The 26,486-nt window shown below is 72.5% G+C and carries 20 protein-coding genes; 11 read left to right on the top strand and 9 right to left on the bottom strand.

Features of this window, described 5'->3' with window-relative positions; translation table 11 throughout:
* Positions 1–61 precede the first annotated feature (61 nt).
* Complete coding sequence (locus BLS56_RS03170) at positions 62–433, bottom strand: STAS domain-containing protein (RefSeq protein ID WP_091447978.1); 372 nt, start codon at positions 431–433, stop codon at positions 62–64.
* A 311-nt stretch (positions 434–744) separates the two neighbouring features.
* On the opposite strand from BLS56_RS03170, the gene BLS56_RS03165 reads away from it, so the two are divergent.
* The 3 genes from BLS56_RS03165 to BLS56_RS03155 are packed head-to-tail and all read left to right on the top strand — an operon-like array spanning position 745 to position 8,742.
* A complete protein-coding gene (locus BLS56_RS03165; RefSeq protein ID WP_091447976.1) occupies positions 745–5,286 on the top strand; it encodes a HAMP domain-containing protein in 4,542 nt (1,513 codons plus the stop codon).
* A 55-nt stretch (positions 5,287–5,341) separates the two neighbouring features.
* Positions 5,342–7,765, top strand: a complete 2,424-nt coding sequence (locus BLS56_RS03160) for a SpoIIE family protein phosphatase (RefSeq protein ID WP_091447974.1) — start codon at positions 5,342–5,344, stop codon at positions 7,763–7,765.
* Between the two features lie 2 nt (positions 7,766–7,767).
* Positions 7,768–8,742: an anti-sigma factor RsbA family regulatory protein gene (locus BLS56_RS03155; RefSeq protein ID WP_091448764.1), complete on the top strand. Its 975-nt coding sequence runs from the start codon at positions 7,768–7,770 to the stop codon at positions 8,740–8,742.
* Between the two features lie 185 nt (positions 8,743–8,927).
* On the opposite strand, the gene BLS56_RS03150 is transcribed toward BLS56_RS03155, so the two are convergent.
* The 6 genes from BLS56_RS03150 to BLS56_RS03125 form a co-directional block, all read right to left on the bottom strand.
* Complete coding sequence (locus tag BLS56_RS03150; RefSeq protein WP_091447973.1) at positions 8,928–9,338, bottom strand: arsenate reductase ArsC; 411 nt, start codon at positions 9,336–9,338, stop codon at positions 8,928–8,930.
* Complete coding sequence (arsB, locus tag BLS56_RS03145) at positions 9,335–10,402, bottom strand: ACR3 family arsenite efflux transporter (protein ID WP_091447972.1); 1,068 nt, start codon at positions 10,400–10,402, stop codon at positions 9,335–9,337. The genes BLS56_RS03150 and arsB overlap by 4 nt, the downstream gene beginning before the upstream one ends.
* Positions 10,399–10,761 (bottom strand): ArsR/SmtB family transcription factor, encoded by a 363-nt coding sequence (locus BLS56_RS03140; protein WP_091447970.1) that lies wholly within the window; start codon positions 10,759–10,761, stop codon positions 10,399–10,401. Before BLS56_RS03140 ends, arsB begins: the two co-directional genes overlap by 4 nt.
* Positions 10,762–10,804: 43 nt before the next feature.
* On the bottom strand, positions 10,805–11,278 hold the full coding sequence (locus tag BLS56_RS03135; protein WP_091447968.1) for a DUF4396 domain-containing protein: 474 nt from the start codon (positions 11,276–11,278) through the stop codon (positions 10,805–10,807).
* A 131-nt stretch (positions 11,279–11,409) separates the two neighbouring features.
* A complete protein-coding gene (locus BLS56_RS03130; RefSeq protein ID WP_091447966.1) occupies positions 11,410–12,366 on the bottom strand; it encodes a zinc metalloprotease in 957 nt (318 codons plus the stop codon).
* A 186-nt stretch (positions 12,367–12,552) separates the two neighbouring features.
* Positions 12,553–13,500: a lysyl oxidase family protein gene (locus BLS56_RS03125; protein ID WP_091448763.1), complete on the bottom strand. Its 948-nt coding sequence runs from the start codon at positions 13,498–13,500 to the stop codon at positions 12,553–12,555.
* A gap of 312 nt (positions 13,501–13,812) precedes the next feature.
* Between BLS56_RS03125 and BLS56_RS03120 the strand changes: the two genes are divergently transcribed.
* Entirely contained in the window at positions 13,813–15,414 is a 1,602-nt protein-coding gene (locus tag BLS56_RS03120; RefSeq protein ID WP_091447965.1) for an ABC-F family ATP-binding cassette domain-containing protein, read from the top strand.
* Positions 15,415–15,447: 33 nt separating this feature from the next.
* On the opposite strand, the gene BLS56_RS03115 is transcribed toward BLS56_RS03120, so the two are convergent.
* A complete protein-coding gene (locus BLS56_RS03115) occupies positions 15,448–16,329 on the bottom strand; it encodes a DMT family protein (protein WP_091447963.1) in 882 nt (293 codons plus the stop codon).
* Positions 16,330–16,580: 251 nt separating this feature from the next.
* On the opposite strand from BLS56_RS03115, the gene BLS56_RS03110 reads away from it, so the two are divergent.
* The 4 genes from BLS56_RS03110 to BLS56_RS03095 all read left to right on the top strand — a co-directional run bounded on the left by BLS56_RS03110 (position 16,581) and on the right by BLS56_RS03095 (position 22,524).
* Positions 16,581–17,480, top strand: coding sequence for a LysR family transcriptional regulator (locus BLS56_RS03110; RefSeq protein WP_091447962.1), 900 nt, complete (start codon positions 16,581–16,583; stop codon positions 17,478–17,480).
* Between the two features lie 121 nt (positions 17,481–17,601).
* Positions 17,602–18,984 carry an FAD-binding oxidoreductase gene (locus BLS56_RS03105; protein WP_091447960.1) on the top strand — a complete coding sequence of 461 codons (1,383 nt, stop codon included), beginning with the start codon at positions 17,602–17,604 and terminating at the stop codon, positions 18,982–18,984.
* Between the two features lie 82 nt (positions 18,985–19,066).
* Complete coding sequence (locus BLS56_RS03100) at positions 19,067–21,475, top strand: helix-turn-helix domain-containing protein (protein WP_091447958.1); 2,409 nt, start codon at positions 19,067–19,069, stop codon at positions 21,473–21,475.
* Positions 21,476–21,528: 53 nt separating this feature from the next.
* A complete protein-coding gene (locus tag BLS56_RS03095; RefSeq protein WP_091447956.1) occupies positions 21,529–22,524 on the top strand; it encodes a helix-turn-helix domain-containing protein in 996 nt (331 codons plus the stop codon).
* Here BLS56_RS03095 and BLS56_RS03090 read toward each other — a convergent pair.
* Complete coding sequence (locus tag BLS56_RS03090; protein WP_228771305.1) at positions 22,490–23,017, bottom strand: DUF1360 domain-containing protein; 528 nt, start codon at positions 23,015–23,017, stop codon at positions 22,490–22,492. The two genes, BLS56_RS03095 and BLS56_RS03090, sit on opposite strands and share 35 nt — an antisense overlap.
* Before the next feature lie 201 nt (positions 23,018–23,218).
* Here BLS56_RS03090 and BLS56_RS03085 point away from each other — a divergent pair, with 201 nt between their 5' ends.
* The 3 genes from BLS56_RS03085 to BLS56_RS03075 all read left to right on the top strand — a co-directional run bounded on the left by BLS56_RS03085 (position 23,219) and on the right by BLS56_RS03075 (position 26,362).
* Positions 23,219–24,730, top strand: coding sequence for an alkaline phosphatase D family protein (locus BLS56_RS03085; RefSeq protein ID WP_091447954.1), 1,512 nt, complete (start codon positions 23,219–23,221; stop codon positions 24,728–24,730).
* Between the two features lie 13 nt (positions 24,731–24,743).
* Positions 24,744–25,958, top strand: coding sequence for a hypothetical protein (locus BLS56_RS03080; protein ID WP_091447953.1), 1,215 nt, complete (start codon positions 24,744–24,746; stop codon positions 25,956–25,958).
* Positions 25,959–26,101: 143 nt separating this feature from the next.
* A complete protein-coding gene (locus BLS56_RS03075) occupies positions 26,102–26,362 on the top strand; it encodes a WGxxGxxG family protein (RefSeq protein WP_139190480.1) in 261 nt (86 codons plus the stop codon).
* The last annotated feature ends 124 nt before the right edge of the window (positions 26,363–26,486 follow it).

Raw genomic sequence — 26,486 nt, 5'->3', positions numbered from 1 at the left:
GGACCGACCGGATCGGCCCCGACTGGCCGGGCTGCCCGGCCCCGGCTCCGCGAATCCCGGGTCAGGGCTGGTGGGCCAGCGCCTGCTCGACGGTGTCCGTGACCGTCAGCACGGTGAGCAGGCCGGTGATCTCCAACGCGCGCCGCGCCGGGCCGTCCGGGGCGAGGACCACCACGAACGAGATCCCGCGGGCGCGGCACTGGTCGTCGCTCTCCACGAGCGCGGCCAAGCCCGCTGAGGCGAGGAACGTGACGCTGGTCAGATCGGCGACGATGGCCTTCGGAACCGCCGTCGCCGCGGCCGCCGCGGCTATCGCCGAGTCGAGGGCGGCGGTCAGTCGCGGCGCGCTGCCGAGATCGACTTCCCCGTCGACGTGGACGATCAGCCGGTCGTCCCGCTGGTGGGTGGTCGTGGTCAACAGCGTTCCGGTCATGGTCGTGTGCCTCCAACGGCGCGCGGGAATGTCCTGCCGGGCTGGCTGCTCAACCTCGTACCAGGTTGTCCGGAGAGTACCGCTGCTGACAACCGGATGCGGAGGGCAGGCGGGTTCGCGGCGTCCGCTGTTGGGCCGCGCGTCTCGGGGGAGATCGGAAGCCGCACGGGTGACGCGGGCTCGATCGGTGGTTATCCGGCGTTCCGGCGAGCACAATGCAGCGTGCGTCTACCGTGGCGGCCGCCTGCTCGGGAGACAGGTCGGCGGCGCATGGCGGTCCGTGGCGGCCGGTGAGGGGAACGAGGTTGGACATGGGTGACACGACCGTCGAGCCCGCCCGGGCGGCAGGCCGCTCCGGCGGGGTCGGCGAGCCGGAGCTGCGGCAGCTGCTGGCGGGCCTGACCGCGGTCCGCGACGGCGACTTCGGCACCCGCCTGCCCGACGACGCCGACGGCCTGCTCGGCGAGATCGCCACCGTCTTCAACGGCATGGTCGACCAGCTCTCGCTGTTCACCTCCGAGGTCACCCGGGTCGCCCGGGAGGTCGGCAGCGAGGGCCGCCTCGGCGGGCAGGCCGAGGTGCCCGCGGTGTCGGGCACCTGGAAGGACCTGACCGACTCGGTGAACGCGATGGCGGGCAACCTGACCCGCCAGGTCCGCGACATCGCGCAGGTGGCGACCGCGGTGGCCCGCGGCGACCTGTCGCAGAAGATCGACGTCGACGCGCGCGGGGAGATCCTGGAGCTCAAGGAGACCGTCAACACGATGGTCGACCAGCTCTCCTCCTTCGCCGACGAGGTCACCCGCGTCGCGCGGGAGGTCGGCAGCGAGGGCCGCCTCGGCGGGCAGGCCCAGGTCCCCGGCGTCGGCGGCGTGTGGCGCGACCTGACCGACTCGGTGAACTTCATGGCGGGCAACCTCACCGACCAGGTCCGCAACATCGCCCAGGTCACCACGGCCGTGGCCAAGGGCGACCTGTCGCAGAAGATCGACGTCGACGCCCGCGGCGAGATCCTGGAGCTCAAGAACACGATCAACACGATGGTCGACCAGCTCTCGTCGTTCGGCGACGAGGTGACCCGGATGGCGCGCGAGGTCGGCACCGAGGGCCTGCTCGGCGGGCAGGCCGACGTCAAGGGCGTCTCGGGCACCTGGCGCGACCTGACCGACTCGGTGAACTCCATGGCGGGCAACCTGACCGCGCAGGTCCGCTCCATCGCCCAGGTGGCGACCGCGGTGGCCAAGGGCGACCTGTCGCAGAAGATCAACGTGACCGCGCGCGGCGAGGTCTTGGAGCTCAAGAACACCATCAACACGATGGTCGACCAGCTTTCCGCGTTCGCCGACGAGGTGACCCGGGTGGCCCGCGAGGTGGGCACCGAGGGGCGCCTGGGCGGTCAGGCCGACGTCAAGGGCGTGTCCGGCACCTGGAAGGACCTCACCGAGTCGGTCAACGTCATGGGCGACAACCTGACCGCCCAGGTGCGCTCGATCGCCCAGGTCACCACCGCGGTCGCCCGCGGCGACCTGTCGCAGAAGATCCGGGTCGACGCGCGCGGGGAGATCCTGGAGCTCAAGGAGACCATCAACACGATGGTCGACCAGCTCTCGGCGTTCGCCGACGAGGTCACCCGCGTCGCGCGCGAGGTCGGCACCGAGGGCAACCTCGGCGGCCAGGCCACGGTGCGCGGCGTGTCGGGCACCTGGAAGGACCTGACCGACAACGTCAACGTGATGGCGTCGAACCTGACCGGCCAGGTGCGCTCGATCGCCCAGGTCGCCACCGCGGTCGCCCGCGGCGACCTGTCGCAGAAGATCACCGTCGAGGCCAAGGGCGAGGTCGCCGCGCTGGCCGGGGTGATCAACACGATGGTCGACACGCTCTCGGCGTTCGCCGACGAGGTGACCAGAGTCGCCCGCGAGGTCGGCACCGAGGGCATCCTCGGCGGCCAGGCCCGGGTGCCCAACGTCGCGGGCACCTGGAAGGACCTGACCGACAACGTCAACTTCATGGCGAACAACCTGACCAGCCAGGTCCGCAACATCGCCCAGGTCACCACCGCCGTCGCCCAGGGCGACCTGACCCGCAAGATCGACGTCACCGCCCGCGGGGAGATCCTGGAACTGAAGACGACCATCAACACCATGGTCGACCAGCTCTCCTCGTTCGCCGCCGAGGTCACCCGGGTCGCCCGGGAGGTCGGCAGCGAGGGCCGCCTCGGCGGCCAGGCCGAGGTCGAGGGCGTGTCGGGCACCTGGAAGCGGCTCACCGAGAACGTCAACGAGCTCGCGGGCAACCTGACCCGGCAGGTCCGCGCGATCGCCGAGGTGACCAGCGCGGTCGCCGAGGGCGACCTGACCCGGTCGATCACCGTGGAGGCCTCCGGCGAGGTCGCCGAGCTCAAGGACAACATCAACTCCATGGTGGGGTCGCTGCGCGAGACCACCCGGGCCAACCAGGACCAGGACTGGCTCAAGTCGAACCTGGCCAGGATGTCCAGCCTCATGCAGGGCCGCCGCGACCTCGGCGTGGTCGCCGAGCTGATCGTGGACGAGCTCGCTCCGCTGGTCTCCGCCCAGTACGGCGCGTTCTACCTCGCGGAAGACGGCGCAGACGGCACCGTCCTGCGGCTGCTCGGCTCCTATGGGCACCCGGGTAACCCGGCCGAGGACGACCGGCCCCGCGAGTTCGCGCTGGGCCAGTCCCTGGTCGGGCAGGCCGCCCGCAGCCGCCGCACGATCGAGGTGGACGAGGTGCCGCCCGGCTACGTCACGATCTCCTCCGGGCTGGGCAGCGCCCCGCCGTCGAGCCTGATCGTGCTGCCGATCGTGGTCGAGGACCTGGTGCTCGGCGTGATCGAGCTGGCCTCGGTGCACCGGTTCACCCAGATCCAGCGCGACTTCCTCGAACAGCTCATGGAGACCGTCGGGGTCAACGTCAACACCATCGTGGCCAACGCCCGCACCGACGAGTTGCTGGGGGAGTCCCAGCGGCTGGCGGCCGAGCTGCAGGCCCGCTCCGGCGAGCTGCAGACCCGCCAGGAGCAGCTGCAGCGCTCCAACGCCGAGCTCGAGGAGAAAGCGGCGCTGCTGGCCAGCCAGAACCGCGACATCGAGACCAAGAACATGGAGATCGAGCAGGCCCGCCAGGAGCTCGAGACCCGCGCGCAGGAGCTGTCGCTGGCCTCGAAGTACAAGTCGGAGTTCCTGGCCAACATGAGCCACGAGCTGCGCACCCCGCTCAACAGCCTGCTCATCCTGGCCCAGCTGCTGGCCCAGAACCCCTCGCGCAACCTCACCCCCAAGCAGGTCGAGTACGCGGGCATCATCCACTCCGCGGGCTCGGACCTGTTGCAGCTGATCAACGACATCCTCGACCTGTCCAAGGTCGAGGCGGGCAAGATGGACGTCACCCCCGAGCGAATCCCGCTGCGCCAGCTGCTGGACTACGTCGAGGCCACGTTCCGGCCGCTGACCACCCAGCAGGGCCTGGAGTTCCGCATCACCACCAGCCCCGGCGTCCCGGCCGAGCTGGTCACCGACGACGCCCGGCTGCGCCAGGTGCTGCGCAACCTGCTGTCCAACGCGGTGAAGTTCACCGAGTCCGGCGGCGTCGAGCTGCGCATCGAGCCCGCCGGGCCCGCCGAGCTGCCCCGCTCGGTCACCCGGCACGGCCCGGCGGTCGCGTTCCGGGTGATCGACACCGGCATCGGGATCGCCAAGCAGCAGCTCGAATCGATCTTCGGCGCGTTCCAGCAGGCGGACGGGACGACCAGCCGCCGCTACGGCGGCACCGGACTGGGCCTGTCCATCAGCCGCGAGATCGCCTACCTGCTCGGCGGCGCCATCACCGCGGAGAGCGCCCCGGGGCAGGGCAGCACCTTCACCTTCTACCTGCCGGTCGCCCGACGGGTCTTCGTCCAGCCGGACGAGGCGGCCGACGCGCGGTCGTCCGAGTCCACCGATCGGCGCGCGGTGACCGAGGAAGCCCCGTCCCGGCGAAGACTTCTGGTGATCGAGGAGCACTCGCGCGGCCTGCTGTCCCTGGTCGCCGAGAGCGCCCTGGTCGACCTCGCGGGCAACCGCGACCGCACCGACCCGCGCGGCCCCGTCGAGGTGGTCACCGCCGCCGGGGTGGACGAGGCCGCCGCCGCGCTGGCCGAGTCGCCCTGCCAGTGCGTCGTGCTCGGCCTCGACCTGCCCGGCGAGGCCGTCCACCGGTTCCTGGAAAACCTCGACCGGGACGCCGCCCTGCGCGCCGTCCCGGTCCTGGCGCACAACGGCAGACGGCTCGACCCCGACCAGGAACGCGCCCTGCAGGCGCGGGCGGGCAGCCGGCCGCTTGAGCTGATCTCCAGCCTGGACGAGCTGCGCGAGCGGATCGCGCTGCACTTGTCGGCCGAGCAGCCTGGCGACGTGCTGCCGCTGGTGCGGCCGGACACGCTCGGGGTCTCCCTGCCGCCGGGCGTGGACGAGCGGCTGGCGGGCCGGACGGTGCTGGTGGTGGACGACGACGCGCGCAACGTCTACGCCCTGACCGGTATCCTGGAGCTGTACGGGATGCGCGTGCTGCACGCGGAGAACGGCCGCAAGGGCGTCGAGGCACTGGCCGCGCACCCCGATATCGACCTGATCCTGATGGACGTCATGATGCCCGAGATGGACGGGTACGCCGCCACCGCGGCGATCCGCGCCAACCCCGAGCACGCGGAACTGCCGATCATCGCCGTCACCGCCAAGGCGATGCCCGGCGACCGCGAGAAGAGCCTGGCCTCCGGGGCCAGCGACTACGTCACCAAGCCGGTGGACGCGCGCGACCTCATCGATCGCATTCACCGCAGGCTGCCTGCCTGAGCGCGCTCGCCTGAGCGCACCCGGGTGAGGCCGCCAAAGCACGCCGAGGAGCACCGTGGACAGTCCCGCCACCGCGGAGAGGGCCGAGCAGTCCTCGGCCGATCCCGCACGGCTGGCCGCCACGGTCGACCGGCTGCGCGCGCAGGTGCACCAGGTGCGCGCGGCCGCCGCGGAGCGGGCGGTGGTCGACCTCGCCAAGGGCGTGCTGGTCGAGCGCCTGGGCATCAGTCCCGCGCAGGCCGCGCGCCAGCTCGCCCGGCTCGCCGAGCAGGCAGGGCTGTCGCGCGTGGAGCTGGCAGCCGACATCCTCGACCAGGCCGACACCGTTGAGCAGATTGCCCGCCAGACCGTCGACCAGAGCCCGCCAGGTGCGGTGGCCGTCGCCGCGCGCAACGGCCACGCTTCGGTGAGTCGTTCGGTCGCCGGCTGGCTGCGCGCCGCGGAGAGCGTCGCTGCCGACGCCGCGGACACCCAGGCGGTCGCGGAGTCGCTGCTGGAGCACGCCCTCGCCCCGCTCGGCGCGTGCGCGGCGGCGGTGTGGGCGGCCGGGGCGGACGGGTCGCTGCGGCTGGCCGGGAGCGCCGGGTTCACCGACGAGGACGCCCGCCGCTGGCACTACGTGCCGCCCGATGTGCCCACCGCGGCCCGCCGGGCGCTGGTCGAGCGCGGCCCGGTGTGGACCGAGGGCGGCTCGACCGCGCCGACCATCGGCTGCCACCAGCGCCCCGAGGGGGCGCGCGTCGTGCTGCCCGCCGCCGCGGGTGGGCGGGTGCTGGGCGTGCTGGAGGTCTGCTGGCCCGGCCCGGTGCCCGCGCTGCCTGCCGCGGGCGGCAAACAGCTTGGCGCGCTGGCCGAGCTGTGCGCGCACACCCTCGACGCCGACCGCGGCCCGGCCGCGCCCGCCTCAGCCGAGGCGGTGTCCGAGCTGGCAGGCCTCGCCGACGGGCTGCTCGACCCGACCCTGGTCCTGGTCCCGCTGCTCGACGCGGACGGCTGGCTCGCCGACTTCCGCGTCGAGCACGTCAACCCGCGCTTCCGCGACCCGGCGGGCAGGCCGCCCGAGCGGATCGTCGGCGCGCCGCTGCTGGAGGCCTACCCGCTGGCCGCGCAGGCGGGCGGGCTCTTCGACAAGATCCAACGCGTGCACGCCACCGGCGAGCCCTTCCACACCGAGCGGATGCCGGTGGCCACCCTGGTCGACAACGCCGTGCACACCGTCGAGGCCGCGGTCGGGATCAGCAGGCTGTCCGGGGGCGTCCTGCTGACCTGCCGGGTCCTGGACGACACCACCCGGCTGGCCGCGCTGCTGCAGCACACCCAGCGGCTCGGCGGCATCGGCGGGTTCGAGGAGAACCTGGTCTCCGGCGAGATCACCTGGAGCGGCCAGCTCTTCGAGCTGCACGGGCTGCCGCCCACCGCGCCGCCGATCCCGCTGCGGCAGCTCGCCGCGCGGGCCCACCCCGACGACGCGACCGCGATCGGCCGGTTCCTGCGCACCCTGCTCTACCACCGCAGGCCCGCGTCCACCGCGATCCGCCTGCGCGCGGCCGAGGGGGCGACCCGCCACAGCCGCGTCATCGCCGAGCCGGTCCTGGACGACGTCGGAAACCTCGTCGCCGTGCTCGGGGCGTACCAGGACGTCTCCGCGCAGCACTGGACCGAGGTGGCGCTGGCCGCGACCCGCGACCAGCTCGCGCACACCGAGCAGGAGTCCGCCGAGCGCAACCGGCTGGCCCTGCAGCTGCAGCGGGCCATCATGCCCTCCGCGCAGGACCCGATCGACGTGCCCGGCCTGCGGGTCGCCGCCCGCTACCGCCCGGCCGAGAAGGGCCACCTCGTCGGCGGCGACTGGTACGACTCGGTCGTCCTGCCGGGCGGGGGCATCCTGCTCTCGGTCGGCGACATCGCGGGCCACGGCATCGACGCGGCGACGGGCATGGTGCTGCTGCGCAACGCCCTGCGCGGCCTCGCCGCCACCGGAGCCGCCCCCGACCAGCTGCTGGCCTGGCTCAACGTCGTCGCGCACAACCTGACCGAACGCGTCCTGGCGACCGCGCTGTGCGGGGTGTACGACCCGGACACCCGGGTGCTGACCTGGGCGCGGGCAGGCCACCTGCCCCCGGTCCTGCTGCGCGACGGGCGGGCCACGTCGCTGTCGTTCCTCAGCGGGATGCTGCTGGGCGCCCGCGCGGACGCCCGCTACGAACAGGGCCAGGTCGAACTCCGCCCCGGCGACACCCTGCTGATGTACACCGACGGCCTGATCGAACGCCGCGACTGCGCCGTCGACGACTCCCTCGCGCGGCTGCTGCGCACCGCCGAGGGGCAGGCGAGCGACGTGGACGACCTGCTGGACCGGCTGCTCACCCACAGCAACGCCGACACCGACGACGACACCTGTATCGTCGGGATCCGGTTGCTGGAGCGTCCTGGGTCGGCACTGGCCGCCGACCGGGATGGGGAGGGCTCGCGACCGTGACGATCTCGACTGACGACGAGCCACAGGGCGCCACACCGGCGCGGGTCGACACCGCCGTCGACCAGTTCATCCACCCCGCCCTGTTCTACGCGGGCGCACAGGACTACCTGGCGGGCACTGTCCCCTTCATCCGCGAGGGCCTGGCCAACGGGCACCCGGTCGCGGTCGCCGTCCCCGGCCCCAACCTGGCCCTCCTGCGCGACGAACTGGGCCGCGACGGCGACGCCGTGCAGTGGCTGGACATGACCGAGGCAGGCCGAAACCCCGGCCGCATCATCCCCGGCGTCCTGCGCGCCTTCGCCGACGCCCGCCTCGACGGCCGCGTCCGCATCATCGGCGAGCCCATCTGGGCAGGCCGCACATCCGTGGAGTACCCGGCCTGCGTGCAGCACGAGGCGCTGATCAACCTGGCCTTCACCGGCCGCGAGGTCACCATCCTGTGCCCCTACGACCTGGACCACCTGGACCCCACCGTCCTAGCCGACGCCGAGGCCACCCACCCCACCCTCATAGACCGCGACGGCGACCGAGAAAGCCCCGGCTACGCCCCCGGGCGAATCCTGTCGACCTACAACCTCCCCCTACCCCCCGCCCCCACCGCCGCCGCCACCCTGCCCTTCGACCGCTCCCTACTGGTTACCTGCAGACGCTTCGCCGTCGACCACGCCCAACGCGCCGGAATCCCCACCCCCCGCCTGGGCGACCTGGAACTCGCGGTAGCCGAACTAGTGGCCAACTCCATCATGCACGGCGGCGGCCAAGGCACCCTGACCCTCTGGGTCGAGGCAGACACCCTGGTATTCCAGGTACACGACTCAGGCAGACTCACCAACCCCCTCGCAGGCCGAATCCCCGCCCCCGCCACCCAACCCGGCGGCCGAGGCCTACTCCTGGTCAACTACCTGGTCGACCTGGTCCGCCAACACACGGACGCGACGGGCACCACCATCCGTGGCCACCTGAACATTCCCCGCTGACTCGTGTGGGGTTGGTTGGTGGGGTGTGGTTGGTGGGGCTGGATCGGGGGCGTGGGGCGCGAGGGCGGTTCCTCGGTTTGCCAGCCAGACCCGCGAACCTGTCCTCCTGCCAACAGCACCTGCCCCATCGAGCAGACCCCACAGCCACGCCCCACAGAAGCCGCGTGGCGACCTGTTCCCGAGAGTCAGGAGACAGTGACGGTCAGCTCGGCCAGCAGGGTGCGCACGCGGGCGTCGATGTCATCGCGGATCGCGCGGACGGCGTCCACGCCCTTGCCCGCCGGGTCGGTGAGCTGCCAGTCGAGGTAGCGCTTGCCAGGGAAGATCGGGCACGCGTCGCCGCAGCCCATGGTGATGACCACGTCGGCGGCTTCTACCGCCTCGGTGGTGAGTGGCTTCGGGAACTCCTTGCTCAGGTCGAGGCCGAGTTCGGCCATCGCCTCGACGACGGCCGGGTTGATGCTGTCGGCGGGCGCCGACCCGGCCGAGCGGACGGTGACCCGGCCCGCGGCGTGGTGGTCGAGCAGCGCGGCGGCCATTTGGGAGCGGCCCGCGTTGTGGACGCAGACGAACAGGACCTCGGGAATGGTGTTCACGGTGTCTCCGGAGGGGTGAAGTGGCGGCGGGCCCAGAGGGCGGCGTAGACGAGGGCGACGAGGACGGGGACCTCGATGAGGGGGCCGACGACGCCCGCGAGGGCCTGGCCGGATGTGACGCCGAAGGTGGCGATGGCCACGGCGATGGCGAGTTCGAAGTTGTTGCCCGCGGCGGTGAACGCGAGGGTGGTGGTGCGCTCGTAGGTCATGCCGGTGGCGCGGCCGATGGCGAAGGACCCGGCCCACATGACGGCGAAGTAGGCCAGCAGCGGCAGGGCGATGCGGGCGACGTCGAGGGGGCGGCTGGTGATCTGCCTGCCCTGGAGGGCGAAGAGGATCACGATGGTGAACAGCAGCCCGTAGAGGGCGGCAGGGCCGATCCGGGGCAGGAACCGGGTCTCGTACCAGTCGCGGCCCTTGGCGCGTTCGCCGATGCGCCGGGTCAGGTATCCGCTGACCAGGGGGATGCCGAGGAAGATCAGCACCGATTTGGTGATGGCCCAGGCGGAGATGTCCAGGTTGGTCTCGGGCAGGCCGAGCCAGCCGGGCAGGACCGAGAGGTAGAACCAGCCCAGCACGCCGAACATGACGATCTGGAACACCGAGTTCAGCGCGACCAGCACCGCTGCGGCCTCGCGGTCGCCGCAGGCCAGGTCGTTCCAGATGATGACCATCGCGATGCACCGGGCCAGGCCGACGATGATCAGGCCGGTGCGGTACTCGGGCAGGTCCGGCAGCAGCGCCCAGGCCAGCGCGAACATCAGCGCGGGACCGAGGACCCAGTTGAGCAGCAACGAGAGCAGCATCAGCCTGCGGTCCCCGGTGACCGTGTCCAGCCGGTCGTAGCGGACCTTGGCCAGCACCGGGTACATCATCACCAGCAGGCCCATCGCGATCGGCAGCGAGATCCCGTCGATCTGGACCGCGTCGAGCCGGTCGCCCAGCCCGGGGATCAGCCTGCCCGCGCCCAAGCCCAGCGCCATCGCGGCCAGGATCCACACCGGCAGGAACCGGTCCAACCGCGACAGTCGGGCCACGACCGGGGCGGTGTCGACGGCGGTCACGCGAGCACCGTCCCGGCCTGGTCGGCGGGGCGCAGCGACTCTGACAGGTCCCGCAGCGCCTCCGGCCGGACCCGGTAGTAGATCCACGTGCCGCGCCGGTCGCCGTCGATCATTCCCGCTTCCCGCAACACCTTCAGGTGATGCGAGATCGTCGGCCCGGTCAGGTCGAAGGCGTCCGTCAGATCGCACACGCACGCCTCGCCGCCCTCGTGCGAGGCGATCAGCGACAGCAGCCGCACTCGCACCGGGTCGCCCAGCGCCTTGAACGCGCGCGCCAGTTCGTCGGCCCGCTCCGGGGTGAGCGGGTCCCGGGTCAGCGGCGGGCCGCACGGCGCGAGCGGCAGCTCCTGTTTAGACATGTCTCTATCTTGATGTCCATCGAGGCAGAGCGCAAGCCCGGGCTCAGTGGTGGTACGCGTGCACCACGGCGTGGCCGAGGCCGCGGCCGATCATCCACCGGTTGACCGGCCAGGTGACGACGAACGCGACGCCGAGGGCGAAGGCCAGCGCTGCCCAGAACACCCAGTTGGCCACGCCCGCGTTCATCGCCCCGGGAACGCCGACCATGACGAGGTTGTCGACCAGTTCCATGACGGCGATCGAGACCGTGTCCGCGGCCAGCGCCACCTTCACCGCCTGTCGGAAGTCGACTCCGGCGCGCAGGACCCCGCGCATCGTCAGCGCGTAGCCGAAGAAGAAGGCCAGGACCACGGCCAGGGCGATCGTCGCGAGGCTGCCCCAGCCCAGGGCGGTGCCGATGACCATGCCCAGCACCTCGCCGATCGCGCAGCCGGTGAGGCAGTGCAGGGTGGCCGACGCGGCCATGCCCCAGGAGACGGGGCCGGCCTGGTGGTGGTGCTCGTGCTCTGTCGACATGGTGTTCCTCCTGGTAGTGGCTCTTGCCTGACTGTATACCCTATACCCCTGTGGGGTACCAGTAGGGCGAAAAAAAGTCGGCCCCGCCTCGTGGTGGCGGGGCCGAACGGATGTGACGCGCGGCGGGGGAGTCAGGCCCGGTAGGCGACCCACATGTCGCTCATCCGCCTGCTCTGGCCATCGGTGAACTGGTTGTAGCAAGAGTCGAACGAGTAGTCCATGTAGTTGTGGATCGGGTCGATGCCGGGCAGCGTGCAGGAGTCGCGGCCTTCCGGGCAGCCGTTGGTCGGCGAGGACTGCGCCGGGGTGTCGGCCACCTGGTCGTTCTTGGTCGTGCAGCCGCCCTGGAAGGTGTGGTAGAGCCCGAGCCAGTGGCCCACCTCGTGGGTCGCGGTCTCACCGAGGTTGTAGTTGGCGATGCCGCCGCCGGGCAGGGAGTTCCAGTGCACGCGGACCCCGTCGATGAAGGGGTTGCCGCTCCATGGGAACGTGGCGATGCCGAGGTAGTCGAAGTCGACCAGCCAGATGTTGAGCGCGTTCATGCCGCCCTTGCGGGTCAGCGCCCGGTAGGAGGTGCTGTGCCTGTCTTTGTGCCACTCGTCGTTGCGGAACCGGTCGATGCCCGCTAAACGGAAGGTGAAGCCGGTGTCGGCGGCGTGCGGGGACTCCTTGCCGTCGAAGTTCTTGTTCAGCACCGAGATCTGCTCGGCGATCTGCGCGTTCGACACGTCGCCCGCGCCGCTCGCGCTCATCATCACGTGCACGTAGACCGGGATGGTTGCCGAGGCCAACGCGCCCTGCGGCACGAAGTAGCCCTGGGTCCGCTTCTGCGCCAACAGTTTCCCGGTCCGCGCCTCGACCCGGTCGACGTCCTCGGCCGACATGGGCTCGTGGTCGGGAGCCCGGGTGCCCTTGGCCGCCGCGTTCTGGTTCCCCGGCGGGGTCAGGCACTCCGCGGCCGCGGTGGCGTTCGCCGAGTCGGGGGAAGGGGACGCGGCCGTGCTCGTCGCGAGCGGGGCCAGCGCGAGCGCGGCGGCGGCCAGCGTGGTGGCGCCTGCCGTTCGCAGAGTGCTGGGAGTTCGACCCATTGCCTTCTCCTTGGCGCAGAGGGGACGTGCGGCGACGCACCGTATGCGCCCGGTTAAATCTTTGGGAAGACATCAGGGGTAGGAAAATTTCCGATTAAGGTGCCTTTGCGCCGGATGCGTATTTTGGTTGATCCGTCCGCAGGGGGCCGATCGTCGGGGGTCGGTCGGACGGGGAAACCGGCGGCGTCAGCCGCGCGCGGCGCACGAGGGCTTGCCGGGGCAGCTGCGCAGGATCTCGACCACGGGGGGCCGCAGGATCTCCCCGCCCGGCCCCCGGGCGCCCCGCGGCCACCGGATGTCGACGGCCAGCGACGAGGTGTTGTTGTCGTAGGACTTCTCCAGCAGCGTCCGGTCCGGGTTCACGGTGCTGACCACGTCGTAGACGCCCGAGGGCACCTCGGTGACGTCGAGCCACTGGAAGTCGACGGTGTGGCGGTAGTCGTCGCCGTAGCCGACCGAGATCCCCAGTGTCACGTCCAGCGCGGCCGGTTGGTGGTGGGCGCAGGTGTTGCCGCGCAGGGCCTGGGCGAGCACGGCGGCCGGGCTCGTCTCGCCGCGCGGCTTGCCGGGCAGCCACCGCGCGTCGGCGACCGGGTAGCGGTCGCCGAGGCAGAACCCGTTCTTGCGGTCGGTCACCAGGGTCGTGCCGTCGGTGGAGCGCAGCCGGAAGTGGGTGAAGTCGGTCAGGTGCCAGTGCTCGTGGGTCGCGGCGGGCTCGTAGTAGGCGGTGGTGGGGATGGGCCGCTGGGCCTGGGCGTGGCCCGGTGGAATGGAACCGTCCACACCGGACTGGAAGGCCTGGCGCACGGTCATGGTCGGCCGGGCGGTGCTGTCGCGGTGCGCGTAGAGCAGCAGCGGTCCGTCGCCGACGTTGTCCTCGGCGGTGGTGAACCGCAGCCGGACCGCCCTGGCCGGGCCGGTGGCCACGCAGGCGCCGTTCGCCGCCGACGCGTCCGCGACCAGGCACACGTCCCAGTCGGCGCACGCCGCGGGCCGACCGGTGTGGCCGCCTGCGCAGCCCACCGGGGCTTGCCGCAGATCGGGAAGGAGGAACGACGCCTCGGCGTCCGCGTGCGGCACCACCGCCAGGGCGGTCGCGGCGACGACGGCCGCGACGCTTCCTGACTTCCGCATCATCTCCGGCGCTCGTTTCCGTTCGGCTCGACTTCAGCGCACCCTAATCACGACCGCCGGGCATTCCCGCAGCGAGAACGAGGGGTTCACTCGATGGGCTGACGTTCGGCGGCTTCGCAGGTCAGCGCGGCCCCGGCGTGGTCCCCCTGGGGGTAATTCGGATGAGTGGACCCCGCATCCGCGCTAACCTGGCGAACGTGATGCAGCAACTGCTGTTCCTGTAAGAGGACGACGCCTCCTCCGGCGCCGCGGGCCGCGGCGCCGGTCTTCGTCCTTTTCGCGCATCACTTTCTCCATGGAGGCAGTTCCCTCATGTCGTCATCTCTTTCACTGGTTCCCGCGCGCGCCGCGCACGTCCGGATGTCCGGTGTCCACCTCTCCTTCGGCGGGCGGCCAGTGCTCGCCGGGGTCGACCTCGCCGCCGCCGCGGGCGACCGGGTCGCCGTCGTCGGCGAGAACGGCCGAGGCAAGACCACCCTGCTCCGGGTGCTCTCCGGTGACCTGCCCGTCGACCGGGGCGAAGTGCGCCACGCGGGGTCGGTCGGGGTCGCCGACCAGCAGATCCCGCTGGGCCCCACGGACACCGTCGGCGACCTGATCGATCTCGAACTGGCCGACGCGCGCCGGGCGGTGGCCCGGCTGGACCGCGCCACCGCCGCGCTCGCCGAGGGCCGTCCCGACGCGGACGACGACTACGCCGCCGCGCTCGCCGAGGCCGAGGCGCGCGACGCGTGGGACGCCGACCGGCGGGTCGAGGTCTCACTGGCCGCGCTGAACGCCGTGGCCGACCGCGCCCGCCCGCTCGGCGCGCTCTCGGTCGGGCAGCGCCACCGGGTGCGGCTGGCCTGCCTGCTCGGCGCGGGCCACTCCGTGCTGCTGCTCGACGAGCCGACCAACCACCTGGACGCGAGCGGGCTCGACCACCTCACCGAGCGGTTGCGCGCCCACCCGGGCGTGGTCGTGCTGGTCAGCCACGACCGGGCGCTGCTGGCCGACGTGGCGACCACGGTGGTCGACCTCGACCCGTCCAGCGACGGCAGGCCCCGGGTCTACGGCGGCGGCTATCCGGCCTATGTGGAGGGTCGCCGCGCCGAGTGGGCCCGCTGGGCGGCGCTGCACGCCGAGCAGGTCGCCGAACGCGCGCGGCTCGCCGACGACCTGTCCGCCGCGCAGAACCGGCTGCGCGACAACTGGCGGCCTGCCAAGGGGCACGGCAAGCACTCCCGCGCCACCCGCGCGCCCGGCCTGGTCCGGGCCGTGCGGCGGCGGCAGGAGGACCTGGCCACGCACGTGGTGGCGGTCCCGCCGCCACCGACCCGGTTCGCGTTGCCCGACCTGCCCGAGCACCGCGGCGCGACCCTGCTGCGCGCCGACGGCGTGACCGTCGCCGCCCGGCTCCAGCGTCCGGTCGACCTGGCGCTGGACTCCGGCGACCGGCTGCTGGTCACCGGGCCCAACGGCGCGGGCAAGTCGACCCTGCTCGGTGTGCTCGCGGGCGATCTGACACCGAGCACCGGCACGGTCACCCGCGCCCGTCCCGCGCGGATCGGACGGCTGGGGCAGGAGTCCGCCCTGCCGCTCTCACGCACGGCGGCGGATCTCTACGACGAACGCCTCGCGCGCTCCGGGGTGCCCGGCCCCGGACTCGGCGAGTTGGGCCTGCTGGACGGGCACGACCGGCGCAGGCCCGTCGCCGAGTTGTCCGTCGGCGCCCGCAGGCGGCTCGACCTGGCCCTGGTCCTGCTCGCCCGCCCGCACGTCGTGCTGCTGGACGAGCCGACCAACCACCTCTCGGCCGCGCTGGTCGACGAGCTGACCGCCGCGCTCGGGTCGACCCCGGCCGCGGTCGTCATCGCCACCCACGACCGGCAACTGCTGCGGGACACGCGATCCTGGCCGCGGCTCGCCTTGTGAGCCCCCGCTCGGACGCCGCATGACCGCAGGGGATCAGGCGGCGTCCGAGCGGGCTTCGTCGTCGGTCGCGATGGCGAGCAGGGGAGCCGCGACCGGCAGGTCGCGAGCCCGCGCCAGCTGGGTCACGCCGTATGCGGCGATGACGGCGCAGCCGACCGCGAGGGCGATCTCCAGGCCGGTGGTGGCGAGTTCCTCGCCGAGGAAGACGATGCCGATGGCGGTGGCGCTGGTCGGGTTGACCAGGTTGGTGACCGCCAGCGGGGCGCCGAGGCCGTCGCGGTAGGAGCGCTGCGTGGTCACGGTGGCCGCGATCGCCAGCACGGCGACGGAGATGATCGCGACGATGGTCGCGGGCTGGGCGAGGGCGGTCGCTCCGCTCGCCTGCACGCGCAGGACCACGGTCTGGCACAGGGCCGAGCAGACGGCGAACGCCAAGCCGCCCGCGACGGCCTCCCACAGCGGGGACGCCCCCGCCCGCTGTCCCTGGGCGGTGAGCAGGCCGACGATGGCAGCCGTGGCCAGGAGCAGACCGGTGAGCTCGTGGTCGGCGAGGGTGTCGCCGTCGCCGCCGGTGGTGACGAGCAGGGTCAGGCCCACGAGGCCGATCACCGTGCACACCATGCCGACCGTCTCGGTCCTGGTCACCCCGCGCCGCGCCGTGGCAGCGGTCAACGGCACCGCGATGACCAGCGTCAGCACGCCGAGCGGCTGGATCAGCGACAGCGGCCCGAATCCCAGCGACAGCACGTGCAGGGCCGCGCCGAGGGCGTTGAGGCCGAAGGCCGCCCACCACACCGGGAGCCGAATCAGCGCCCACATGCTCAGGTGCGCGTGCCTGGCCTGGATGAGCGCGGCCGTGGCATAGGCGACGGCGACGGCGACGCAGAGCGCGACCGCGATGATCAGATCGGTCATGCCAGCGTCTCACCAGTCTCTCTCGGTCGGGCCGGGGAGCTGTGCTGGACACAGCGCTCGGACGTTGCCGAGGAACCAAGGCTGCGCGCCCACGGCGGCCGAACGATAACCAGACAACCACCGTGACAAGTGCGTTTCACAGAATTCGGTCACGTGCCAGGGCTCACACCACCCCTGCCGCACCAGCGCGGCCACGGCCGTGACCGGCGGGAACGCCAGTCGGCGCAGTGCCGTCGCCTACCCTCGGCGGCATGGAGTTGCGTCAGTTGGAGTACTTCGTCGCAGTGGCCGATGAGGCGAGTTTCACCAAGGCGGCGGCGAAGCTCTTCGTGGCGCAGCCCGGGGTCAGCGCGCAGGTGCGGCGGTTGGAGCGGGAGCTTGGGCAGCCGCTGTTCGACCGGTCCGGTCCGACGGTCCGGCTCACCGACGTCGGCGAGGCCGTGCTGGGCTACGCGCGCGCCGTGCTGGACGGCGCCGCCATGGTGCGGCTCGCGGTGGACGAGTTCGCCGGGCTGGTGCGCGGGCGGGTGGCCGTCGGGATGGTGCGGGCGTGCTCGTCGGTCGAGTTGCCGCCGGTGCTGGCCGACTTCCACCAGGACTACCCCGGGGTGGAGATCACCCTGTCCGAGGACGACTCCGACCGGCTGCTGGGCGCGGTCATCAGCGGGCGGCTGGACGTGGCCGTCGTCGCCTTGACCGAGGAGGAGCCGGACGGCGTCGCGCTCGACGTCATCGTCGACGAGGAACTGGTGATCGCGGTCAGCTCCGGCGACCGGCTGGCGGGCGCGGGCGCGGTCGGCATCGAGGCGCTGCGCGGGCGGGGGCTGGTCAGCCTTCCCAAGGGCACCGGGATGCGCGCTTGCCTGGAGCGGGCCTGCGCCGCGGCGGGATTCGAGCCGAGGGTCGCGCTGGAGGTCAGCAACCCGGCCATGCTGGCCGACCTCGCGGCCCGCGGGCTCGGGCCCGCGATCCTCCCGGCGTCGCTGGCCGCCGAGCGGGCGGAGAACCTGACGGCGGTGCGGGTCTCCGGGCCAGGGCTGCGCGGGCGCATGGCGTTGGCCTGGCGGGCGGGCGGGCCGAGCAGCCCGGCCGCGCGCCGGTTCCTCGACTACGCGCGAGCGGCGTTCGCTGCCGTTGAGCAGCGGGTATAAGCGGAGCTTCTGGTCGTCAGACTCAGCCGCTCTTGGACTTCTGATCACGCCGACCGCACGATGAGTCATGACGCCCGGTGAACGGACCGGGCACGATGGCAGGAGTGCGGATTTGCGGCACATGGCTTCCCCGACCCGCGATGAGCTGGCCTTTCTCGCGGACCAAGTGCGCGGCCCGGTATTCGGGCGGGGACAGGACGGCTACGCGGCGGAGTTGGCGGGCTTCCAGACCGGCTTCCACCCCCGGCCCGCGGTGGTCGTCGGGGCCGCCGATGCCGAGGACGTGCGCGCGGCGGTCCGGTTCGCCGCCGAGCGCGGGCTCGCCGTCGCCGTGCGGTCGACCGGGCACGGCGTGACCGTTCCCGTCGACGGCGGCGTGCTGATCAGCACCAAGCGACTGGCCGAGGTCACCGTGCACCCAGAGGGGCGTTATGCCCGGATCGGCGCGGGCGCGCGCTGGTCGGCGGTAGTGGCGCTGGCCGAGCCGCACGGGCTGGTCCCGCCCAGCGGGTCGGCCGGGCACGTGGGCGTCGTGGGCTACACCCTCGCGGGCGGCATGGGCCTGCTGGCCCGTGAGGTCGGCTACGCCGCCGACCACGTGCGGGCTGTCGACGTCGTCACCGCCGACGGCGACCTACGGCACGTGACCGCCGCGACCGACCCTGACCTGTTCTGGGCGCTGCGCGGCGGGCGGGACAACTTCGGCGTCGTCACCAGCCTGGAGATCGGCCTGCGGCCGGTCGAGCGGATCTACGGCGGCGGGATCTACTTCGGCTCAGAGCACGCCGAGGCGGTCCTGGCCTTCTTCCGGGACTGGACCGCCCGGGCGCCGGAGACGATCACCGCGTCCGTGGGCATGATCGGCTACCCGCCGCTGCCCGTGTTCCCGGAGCCGCTACGGGGCAGGCATGTGCTGCACGTCCGGTTCGCCACCACCGACATCGCCGAGGGTCCGGGCCTGATCCAGCCGTGGCGCGCGGTCGCCCCGACCCTGATCGACGCGGTGGGCGAACTGGCTTACCGCGACGCGGGCTCCATTTACCGCGAGCCGGACTTCGCCCACGCCTACGACGGCAACAGCGCGCTGCTGAGCGACCTGCCGCCCGAGGTCCTCGACGCGATCATCGGGCTGGCGGGCGCGGACGCGGCGGTGGGGTGCGTCGTCGACCTGCGGCACCTCGGCGGCGCGCTCGCTCGGGAGCCCGCGGCGCCGAGCGCGGTGTCCTTCCGGGCGGCGAACTACATCCTGCGGGTGCTGTCGTCGCCCGAAGGCGTCGGCCTGGCCGAAGTGCGCGCCACCCACCAGCGGCTCTTCGACGCCGTTCGGCCGTGGACCCTGGGCCGGTCGCTGAACTTCGTCTACGGCGAGCGGGCCGCCGCCGACTTCCGGTCCGAACTGTACGAGAAGCCGACGCTGGATCGGCTGAGCGCGCTGAAGGCGGTCCACGACCCGGGCAACGTCTTCCGCGCCAACCACAACATCGAACCCGCTCGCCGCCGGTAGCAGGCCACAGGTCGGCCAGTCGTGGTCGGCGCCCTCGCTAAGGTCACCCTCATCAAGGTGGCCCGGCGGCGAGAGGCAGGACGTGACCAGCCAGTTCGGCGCGATGGTGCGCGGTCTGCGGCTGCGGGCCGGGCTGACCCAGGAGGACCTGGCCGACCGGTCCGGTCTCGGGGTGCGCACCGTCCGGGGCCTGGAGACCGGCGAGCGGGCCGACCCGAGGGTGGCCACGGTGCGGCGGCTCGCCGACGCGCTGGGGCTTGCGGGGGACGAGCGGGTGGCGCTGTTCGCCACCGCGGGCTTCGGCAAGCCTTCCGGCCCGGTGAAAGCGGCGGTGGCACAAGACCCGCTTCTGGCCGAGGTGCCAGGACAGGACGCGCCGACCGAGGAATCGGGGCACGGTGGGGAATCTGGGACGTCGAGGCGAGACAGGCACGGTGCGTGGGTCGAGGCGTCGGGGCGCGGGCTGGGCGATGGTGCCGAGAAGACCGACGCCGAGGCGCGGCCGGGCGGGTCGGCGGTCGAGCGCAGGTTGGCCGACGCGGCGGACGAACTGGCGCACGCGGTCCGCGTCCGCTGGCAGCGGGAGGAGGAGCAGCGGCAGATCCACGATCCGTTCCCGCTGCCCGTCCGGTGGCGGCCGGTGGCCGCCGCGCTGACCGACTCCTGGGCCAACGTCCGCCGCGCCCGCGACGGCGCCGCCGAGCCGCTGGACCTGACTGGCTGCCTGGACCAGATCGTGGAGGTCTACCGGCGGATTCCGTCCGGGCGGCTGGTGGTGCTCGGCCAGGCCGGGTCCGGGAAGACGATTCTGACCCTGCGGTTCGTCCTGGACCTGCTGCGGACCCGCGCCCCCGGAGCCGCCGTGCCGGTCGTGGTCGGGCTTGGCTCCTGGAATCCGACCACGACGTCGTTGCGGGACTGGCTGATCGCGCGGCTGCGGCAGGACCACCCCGACCTGGACGCGCCCGGTCCCGGCGGGTCCACACTGGCCGCGGCGCTGGTGGAGACCGACCGGGTGCTGCCCGTCCTGGACGGGTTCGACGAGATCGCCGACGGGCTGCACCGCGCCGCGCTGGAGGCGCTCAACGCCACCCGGCTGCCGCTGCTGCTGACCAGCCGTCCTGACGAGTACGCCGCCGCCGTGGCCGGGACCGACGTGCTGACCGCGGCCTGCGGGGTCGAGCTGGTCGACCTGACCCCCGCCGACCTGGCCGACTACCTGCCGCGCACCACACGCGCGGGCGATGGCGGCGGCACCGCGTGGGAACCGGTCCTGACCGAGCTTCGCGACCGCCCGGACCGGCGGGCGAGCGCCAACCTCGCCGCGGCGCTGACCACGCCGCTGATGGTCGGGCTCGCCCGCGCCGTCTACAGCGACACCCCCGACCACGACCCGGCCACGCTGCTGGACACCGACCGGTTCCCCACCCGGGAGGCCCTGGAGGAGCACCTGCTCGGCAACTTCGTCGCCACGGTCTACCGGCACCAGCCGGAGAACGCGCGCTTCGACCCCGACCGCGTGCAGCGCTGGCTGGGCCACCTCGCCCGGCACCTGCGCGGGCTGGGCACCTACGACCTGGCCTGGTGGCAGCTTGGCGCCTCGCTGCGGCTGCCGGTCCGGATGCTCGTCGTCGCGCTCACCGCCGGGCTGATCCTCGGGCTGGTGGACTTGGCAGTGGAAGGGCTGCTCGTGCCCGCGGCCGGGATGTACCCGCTGCTGTTCGGCGCCCTCTTCGGCGCTGTGGTCGGGTCGGCGTTCGGGGTCGCCTACGGGCTGGCGAACCGGTCCGGGCGGCCGGAGCCGTCGCGGGTGCGCCTGCGGGTCCGCGCCGGGCCCGCGCGGACCGGCCGGGTCGGCTCCCGGTTCCGGATCGGGTTCGTCGTCGGCGGCCTGCTCGGCTTTGGCTACGGGCTGGCGCGCGAGGCCGCGCACCAGCTCTCGTTCGGCTACGGCAAGGGCCTGCTGAGCGCGACCGTGGACGGGGTGGTGTTCGGGCTCGTGTTCGGCGTCGCGGCTGGCGCGGTGGCCGCGGTCATCGCCCGCTGCGAGGCGCCGCTGGATGTCAAGTCCGCCGGTGGCCCGACCGAGCTGCTGCGCGCGAACCGCACGACGGTGCTGATCCAGCTCGCCGTCGCCGGGCCCGCGTTCGCGCTCGCCGTGCCGTTGGTGACCTGGCTGGTGGTGCTGCTGCTGCGGTGGCTGTTCCCGGGCGGGATGCTGGCCGGGCTGGAGTTCTCCTGGTCGCCGGTGTTCGGAGTGGTGCTCGGGCTGGTCGGCGGGCTTGTCGCCGGGCTCGGGTACCTGCTCAGCATGACCGCGTGGGGGCAGTGGCTGGTCTTCGCGCGCCTGTGCCTGCCGCTGGCAGGCCGCCTTCCGTGGGCGGTGAGCGCCTTCCTCGACGACGCCTACCGCCGCGGCGTGCTGCGCAGGGCGGGCGCGGTCTACCAGTTCCGGCACGCGCGGCTGCAAGACCACCTGGCCTGCCGGTGACTTGTCGTCAGCCTTGACGGTGTCGGCAGGCCGAGGCCGTATTCTCGGCGGAGATGATCGAGAACCAGTTCCGCACCGACGACGTGCCCGCGGCCGAGCGGTTTGAGTACTGGCGCGCCCACGCGGCCCGCACCATCATGCTCGCCGAGGTGAGCAGCGACCACGCCGACGACTTCCTCGCGGTGGAGCGGGATCTGCGGCTCGGGTCGCTGGTGGTGTTCGGCAAGGAGCACCAGCCGATGACCGCGCGCAGGACGGCGGCGCTGATCAGGCGGGCCGACCCGGAGGTGTACCAGCTCTCGCTTCCGCTGAGCGGGCGGGCGGACATCTCCTGGACCAGCCGGGAGGCCAGCCTCGGCCCGGGGGAGTTCCACGTCAGCGACTCGTCGCAGCCCCATGTGGTGCGGCTGCGCACCGGGGGAAAGCCGTTCGCCGCGGTCGGGGTGCGGGTGCCCAAGTCGCTGGTGGCGGTGCCCCAGGCGCAGGTCGAGCGGGTGATCGGCAGGCCGATGCCTGCGAGCGCGGGGATCGGTGCGCTGCTGGCCGGGTTCCTCACCGACCTCGACGCGCAGCGCGCCGCCTGCCATGCGGGCGACGGGCCCCGGCTGGGCACGGTGGTGGCCGACCTCGTCTCAGCGCTGTTCGCCGAGGCCCTCGATCTCGGCGTCGCGCCGCAGGCGCACGGGCACGCCCTGGTCCCGCGCGTCGAGGCGTTCATCCGGGAGCACCTGGCCGACCCCGGCCTGACCCCGGGCGCGATCGCCGCCGCGCACCACATCTCGGTCAGCTACCTGCACCGGCTGTTCCAGGCGGACGGCCGCACGGTCGGCGGCTGGATTCGCCGGGAGCGCCTGGAGAACGCCCGCCGCGACCTGGCCGACCCGGTGCTGGCCGCGGTCGCGGTCCAGGACATCGCGGCCCGCTGGGGTTTCACCCGCCACAGCGTCTTCACCCGCGCTTTCCGCGCCGCGTATGGCACTTCGCCCACGGACTACCGGAACCAGTCGCAACCACCTAGGCGAGTCGTTGCTTGGCCCGGTCGTAGGTGAGTTGCAGCGTGTCGGAGGCCGCCACCGCGGTCAGCACGGTGGTCACCAGGCGGGTCGCCCTGGGCGCGAAGACCAGGCCCGCGGTCAGCCCGGTCGCCACCCAGACGCCGAGGCAGAACGGGCAGGTGAGCAGTTCGCCGACCGCGTGCTGGGCGCCGTTGCCCCGGGCGGCCTCGTTGATCTCGGCCTCGCCGGTGGCCTTCTCGTAGCGGGTGAACGGGGCCCGCAGCGGGCTGGTCACCGCCTCCTTCGACAGCAGCCTGCTGGCCTTGTGCGTCGCCGCGCACAGCAGGATCGTGTCCTGCGCGCTGAACCTCTCCGGCAGCCGGGCGCCGCGTGCCCGGCCGATCACGGCGGCCAGGCCGACCAGGCCGGTGTAGGCGGCGAGCACCGCGGAGTATCCGAGCAGCGGTCGGTCGTGCCCGTCCGAGTACGCCCGCTTCACGTGTCGGGCGAAGCGGCGCAGCGGGGCGGCGGTGTCGGTCGTCGTCACGGCTGCGGGCTACCCAGTCCGGCCGGGACTATGCCAGGCGCCCGAATGGTCCACAGTGGACTCTGCGGTTCGCCGGAGCCGTCGGTTTCCCGATCTGTCAACCGCGCGCTCTCGTCCGGTGGCGCTCACCGGGGCAGACATCGCGTGAACAGTTCGTGTGGGGTCTGGATCACCTAGTGGGCGGGTCGTAAGAACGGTCGCATGACCCGACTGCAACGACGGACGTTCCTGATCGGTGGGCTCGCCGGAGCGGGCGCCACCCTGCTCAGCTCAGGCACGGCCCACGCCATCGCCTACCCGTTCACGCTGGGGGTCGCGTCCGGCGAGCCCGCCGCGGACGGCTTCGTGATCTGGACCCGGCTGGCGCCGAGCCCGCTCAACGCCGACGGGCTCGGCGGCATGTCCAGCGCCTCGGTCACCGTGGAATGGCAGGTGGCCGACGACCAGAACTTCACCCAGTTGGCGCGCACCGGCTCGGTGACCGCGGAACAGGGCTCGGCGCACAGCGTGCACGTCGAGGTGACCGGGCTCCAAGCCGGGCGCGAGTACTGGTACCGGTTCCGCGCCGCGGGCCACATCTCGCAGGTGGGCCGGGCGCTGACCGCGCCCGCCACCGGGACGAGCCCGGCGCTGACCATGCTGTTCGCGTCCTGCTCGCACTACGAGGCCGGGTACTTCACCGCGTACCGGCGGATGGCCGAGGAGCGCCCCGACCTGATCCTGCACCTCGGCGACTACATCTACGAAGGCGGCGCAGGCTCGTCCGGGGTGCGCTCGCACGTGCCGTCCACGGAGATCAGCACGCTGGCGAACTACCGCGTGCGGCACGCGCTGTACAAGCGCGACGTCGACCTGCAGGCCGCGCACGCCATCGCGCCATGGGCGGTTGTCTGGGACGACCACGAGGTCGAGAACAACTACGCCAACCTGGTCCGCAACGACACCTCGCCCGCCGGTGACTTCCGGGCCCGCCGCGCCGCCGCGTACAAGGCCTACTACGAGCACATGCCGCTGCGGGCCGCGCAGGCCCCGGTCAACGAGAACATGCAGCTCTACCGCAGGCTCCGGTGGGGGAGCCTGGCCACGCTGCACATGCTCGACACCCGCCAGTACCGCGACGACCAGGCCTGCGGCGACGGCACGAAGGTCTGCGCCGCCGCGGACGACCCGGCCCGCACGCTGACCGGGGCAGCGCAGGAGTCCTGGCTGCTCAACGGCATGGGCCGGCACCTGGGCACCTGGGACCTGATCGGGCAGCAGGTGTTCTTCGCGCAGAAGCTCGCCAGCGCCGACGGGGCCAAGAGCATGGACTCCTGGGACGGCTACACCGCGAACCGGCGTCGGCTCCAGCAGGGCTGGGAGGCGCAGGGCAACACCAGCACCGTCGTGCTCACCGGCGACGTGCACCGCTCCTGGGCGAGCAACCTCATGGCCGACTACACCACCCAGAACCGGGTCATCGGCACCGAGCTGGTCACCACGTCGATCACCTCCGGCGGCGACGGAAACGCGGCCGAGACCGGCCTGTCGAGCCTGAACCCGCACGTCAAGTTCTACAAGAACCAGCGCGGCTACGTCCGCACGGTCACCACGCCGACCCAGATGACCGTGGACTTCCGCGCCCTCGACCGGGTGACCGTGCGGGACTACCCGATCAAGACCGTGCGGAGCTACGTGATCCAGGCGGGCAGCCCCGGCCTGCAGGCGCCGTGAGGGAAGAGACGACATGCGCAGCTATCTGATCATCACCGCCCTGACGCTCACCGGAGCCGTCGCGTTCGCGGGCACCGCCCACGCGGGCGGGACCACGCCCGCGGACATCACCTGGACCACGGCGAACAGCGTCGCCACCGGGGACCAGGACAACGCCGCGACCGCCGCCGTCCGCACCGGCTACACCGCCGTGGTCTGGGAGGACGACCGGGACGCCACGACCCCCACCGACCCGGTGCACAGTGAGGTCTTCCTGCGCTTATACCGGAACGGCACGTCGCTGTTCGAGACGAAGCTGTCGGCCGCTGGCACCGGGAACTGGCGCCACGTCCAGCCCGACGTGGCGCTGCGCGAGGACGGCAGCGCGATCGTGGTCTGGTCGGAGGACCCGGACGGCAACGGCTTCTACAACATCGCCGTCCGCGCGGTGAACGCCGCGGGCACTGTCACCGGGTCGGCCGCCGCGAACGCCGACTCGGCCGGGCAGCAGCTCAACCCGGCCGTGGCCGCCGACCCGGAGGGCCCCGGGTTCGCCGTGGCGTTCGAGGACCAGCAGGGCGCCGCGGCGCCGACCGTGCGGGTGTCCGGGTTCGCCTCGATCACCAGCAAGACCTACGAGGCGCAGGTGAACGCCACCGGCGGCACGCACCGGACCCCGGACGTGGCGATGGGCGCGGCGGGCAACGCGATCGTGGTCTGGGACGAGGACGGCGACGCCAACGGCGTGTCGAACGTGGCCCGCAAGATCCTCACCCCGACCGGCGGCGTCAAGCTCGCCCAGGGCGTCGCCAACGTGACCGCCGCGGGCCAGCAGCGGCTGCCGTCGGTCGCCGCGAACGCCAACGGCGACTTCGTCGTGGGCTGGGAGACCGACCACACCGGCGTGCCGCAGATCGGCGTCCGCTCGTTCACCGCGACCGGCGTCGGCGCGGCCGAGACGGTCGTGCCCGGTTCCGTGCCCCAGGTCGGCATCGACGACCAGCGCTTCGCCGTCGTCAACTGGACGGAGGCGGCCGACGTCCACGCCCAGGGCCTCAACCCGGACGGCTCGGTCACCGGCAGGCTGCCGCGGCTGCGGGTGCACACGACCACCGCCGGGCGGCAGGACGAGCCCGCGGTGGCGGTGGACCCGTGGGGCCAGATCACCCTGGCCTACACCGACGACAACGACGGCAACGGCTTCGACCAGGTCTACCTCGGCACCGGTCTGGTCAACAGCACCTGGTGACAGTGGGCCGGTTACCCGAACGGGTGGCCGTGGGCGTGCCCGTGGTTTGCCGGGGTACTTGCTGGTCAGGGTGTGGAAAACACCCCCGCAGTGCTACCACCGGCAACGACACCCGCAGCGATGACGGAAAGGTGTTGTGCGCGATGAACCACGGGACCCGAAAACATGTGGCCGCGATCGTCACGGCCGTCTTCTTGCCACTGGCCGTCGCGTCAACGGCAGAAGCCGTGCCGCCCGGGGAATCCTCAACCGTCCAGGCGGCCCAGGAACAGGACTCGCAGGACCGCGACTCCGACACCAGTTGGGGCTGGCTCGGCCTCTTCGGGCTGCTGGGCCTGTTCGGGCTGATGCCCACCCGGAAGCGGGTCGTGGAAAACCCCTACCACAGAGAACCGACACGCTGACACGACCAGAACGCGGCACAACGGTCGGAAAGAACAACGGTCGGAAAGAACAACGGTCGGAAAAAACAACGGGCAGAACGGGACAACGGTCCGAACAGCCCGCGAGTCCTTGTGGCGGCGGCGA

This window comes from Actinokineospora iranica (assembly GCF_900101685.1).
GTDB classification, from domain to species: domain Bacteria; phylum Actinomycetota; class Actinomycetes; order Mycobacteriales; family Pseudonocardiaceae; genus Actinokineospora; species Actinokineospora iranica.
The sequence above is the reverse complement of the archived record's forward strand: the minus strand, read 5'-3'. Positions and strand labels throughout refer to the sequence as shown.

Excerpts from the sequence above, each read along its gene's own strand:
- BLS56_RS03170 (WP_091447978.1), bottom strand. The coding sequence starts at position 433 with ATGACCGGAACGCTGTTGACCACGACCACCCACCAGCGGGACGACCGG.
- BLS56_RS03165 (WP_091447976.1), top strand. The coding sequence starts at position 745 with ATGGGTGACACGACCGTCGAGCCCGCCCGGGCGGCAGGCCGCTCCGGC.
- BLS56_RS03140 (WP_091447970.1), bottom strand. The coding sequence starts at position 10,761 with ATGTCTAAACAGGAGCTGCCGCTCGCGCCGTGCGGCCCGCCGCTGACC.
- BLS56_RS03135 (WP_091447968.1), bottom strand. The coding sequence starts at position 11,278 with ATGTCGACAGAGCACGAGCACCACCACCAGGCCGGCCCCGTCTCCTGG.
- BLS56_RS03130 (WP_091447966.1), bottom strand. The coding sequence starts at position 12,366 with ATGGGTCGAACTCCCAGCACTCTGCGAACGGCAGGCGCCACCACGCTG.
- BLS56_RS03125 (WP_091448763.1), bottom strand. The coding sequence starts at position 13,500 with ATGCGGAAGTCAGGAAGCGTCGCGGCCGTCGTCGCCGCGACCGCCCTG.
- BLS56_RS03120 (WP_091447965.1), top strand. The coding sequence starts at position 13,813 with ATGTCGTCATCTCTTTCACTGGTTCCCGCGCGCGCCGCGCACGTCCGG.
- BLS56_RS03115 (WP_091447963.1), bottom strand. The coding sequence starts at position 16,329 with ATGACCGATCTGATCATCGCGGTCGCGCTCTGCGTCGCCGTCGCCGTC.
- BLS56_RS03110 (WP_091447962.1), top strand. The coding sequence starts at position 16,581 with ATGGAGTTGCGTCAGTTGGAGTACTTCGTCGCAGTGGCCGATGAGGCG.
- BLS56_RS03105 (WP_091447960.1), top strand. The coding sequence starts at position 17,602 with ATGGCTTCCCCGACCCGCGATGAGCTGGCCTTTCTCGCGGACCAAGTG.
- BLS56_RS03095 (WP_091447956.1), top strand. The coding sequence starts at position 21,529 with ATGATCGAGAACCAGTTCCGCACCGACGACGTGCCCGCGGCCGAGCGG.
- BLS56_RS03085 (WP_091447954.1), top strand. The coding sequence starts at position 23,219 with ATGACCCGACTGCAACGACGGACGTTCCTGATCGGTGGGCTCGCCGGA.
- BLS56_RS03080 (WP_091447953.1), top strand. The coding sequence starts at position 24,744 with ATGCGCAGCTATCTGATCATCACCGCCCTGACGCTCACCGGAGCCGTC.
- BLS56_RS03075 (WP_139190480.1), top strand. The coding sequence starts at position 26,102 with ATGAACCACGGGACCCGAAAACATGTGGCCGCGATCGTCACGGCCGTC.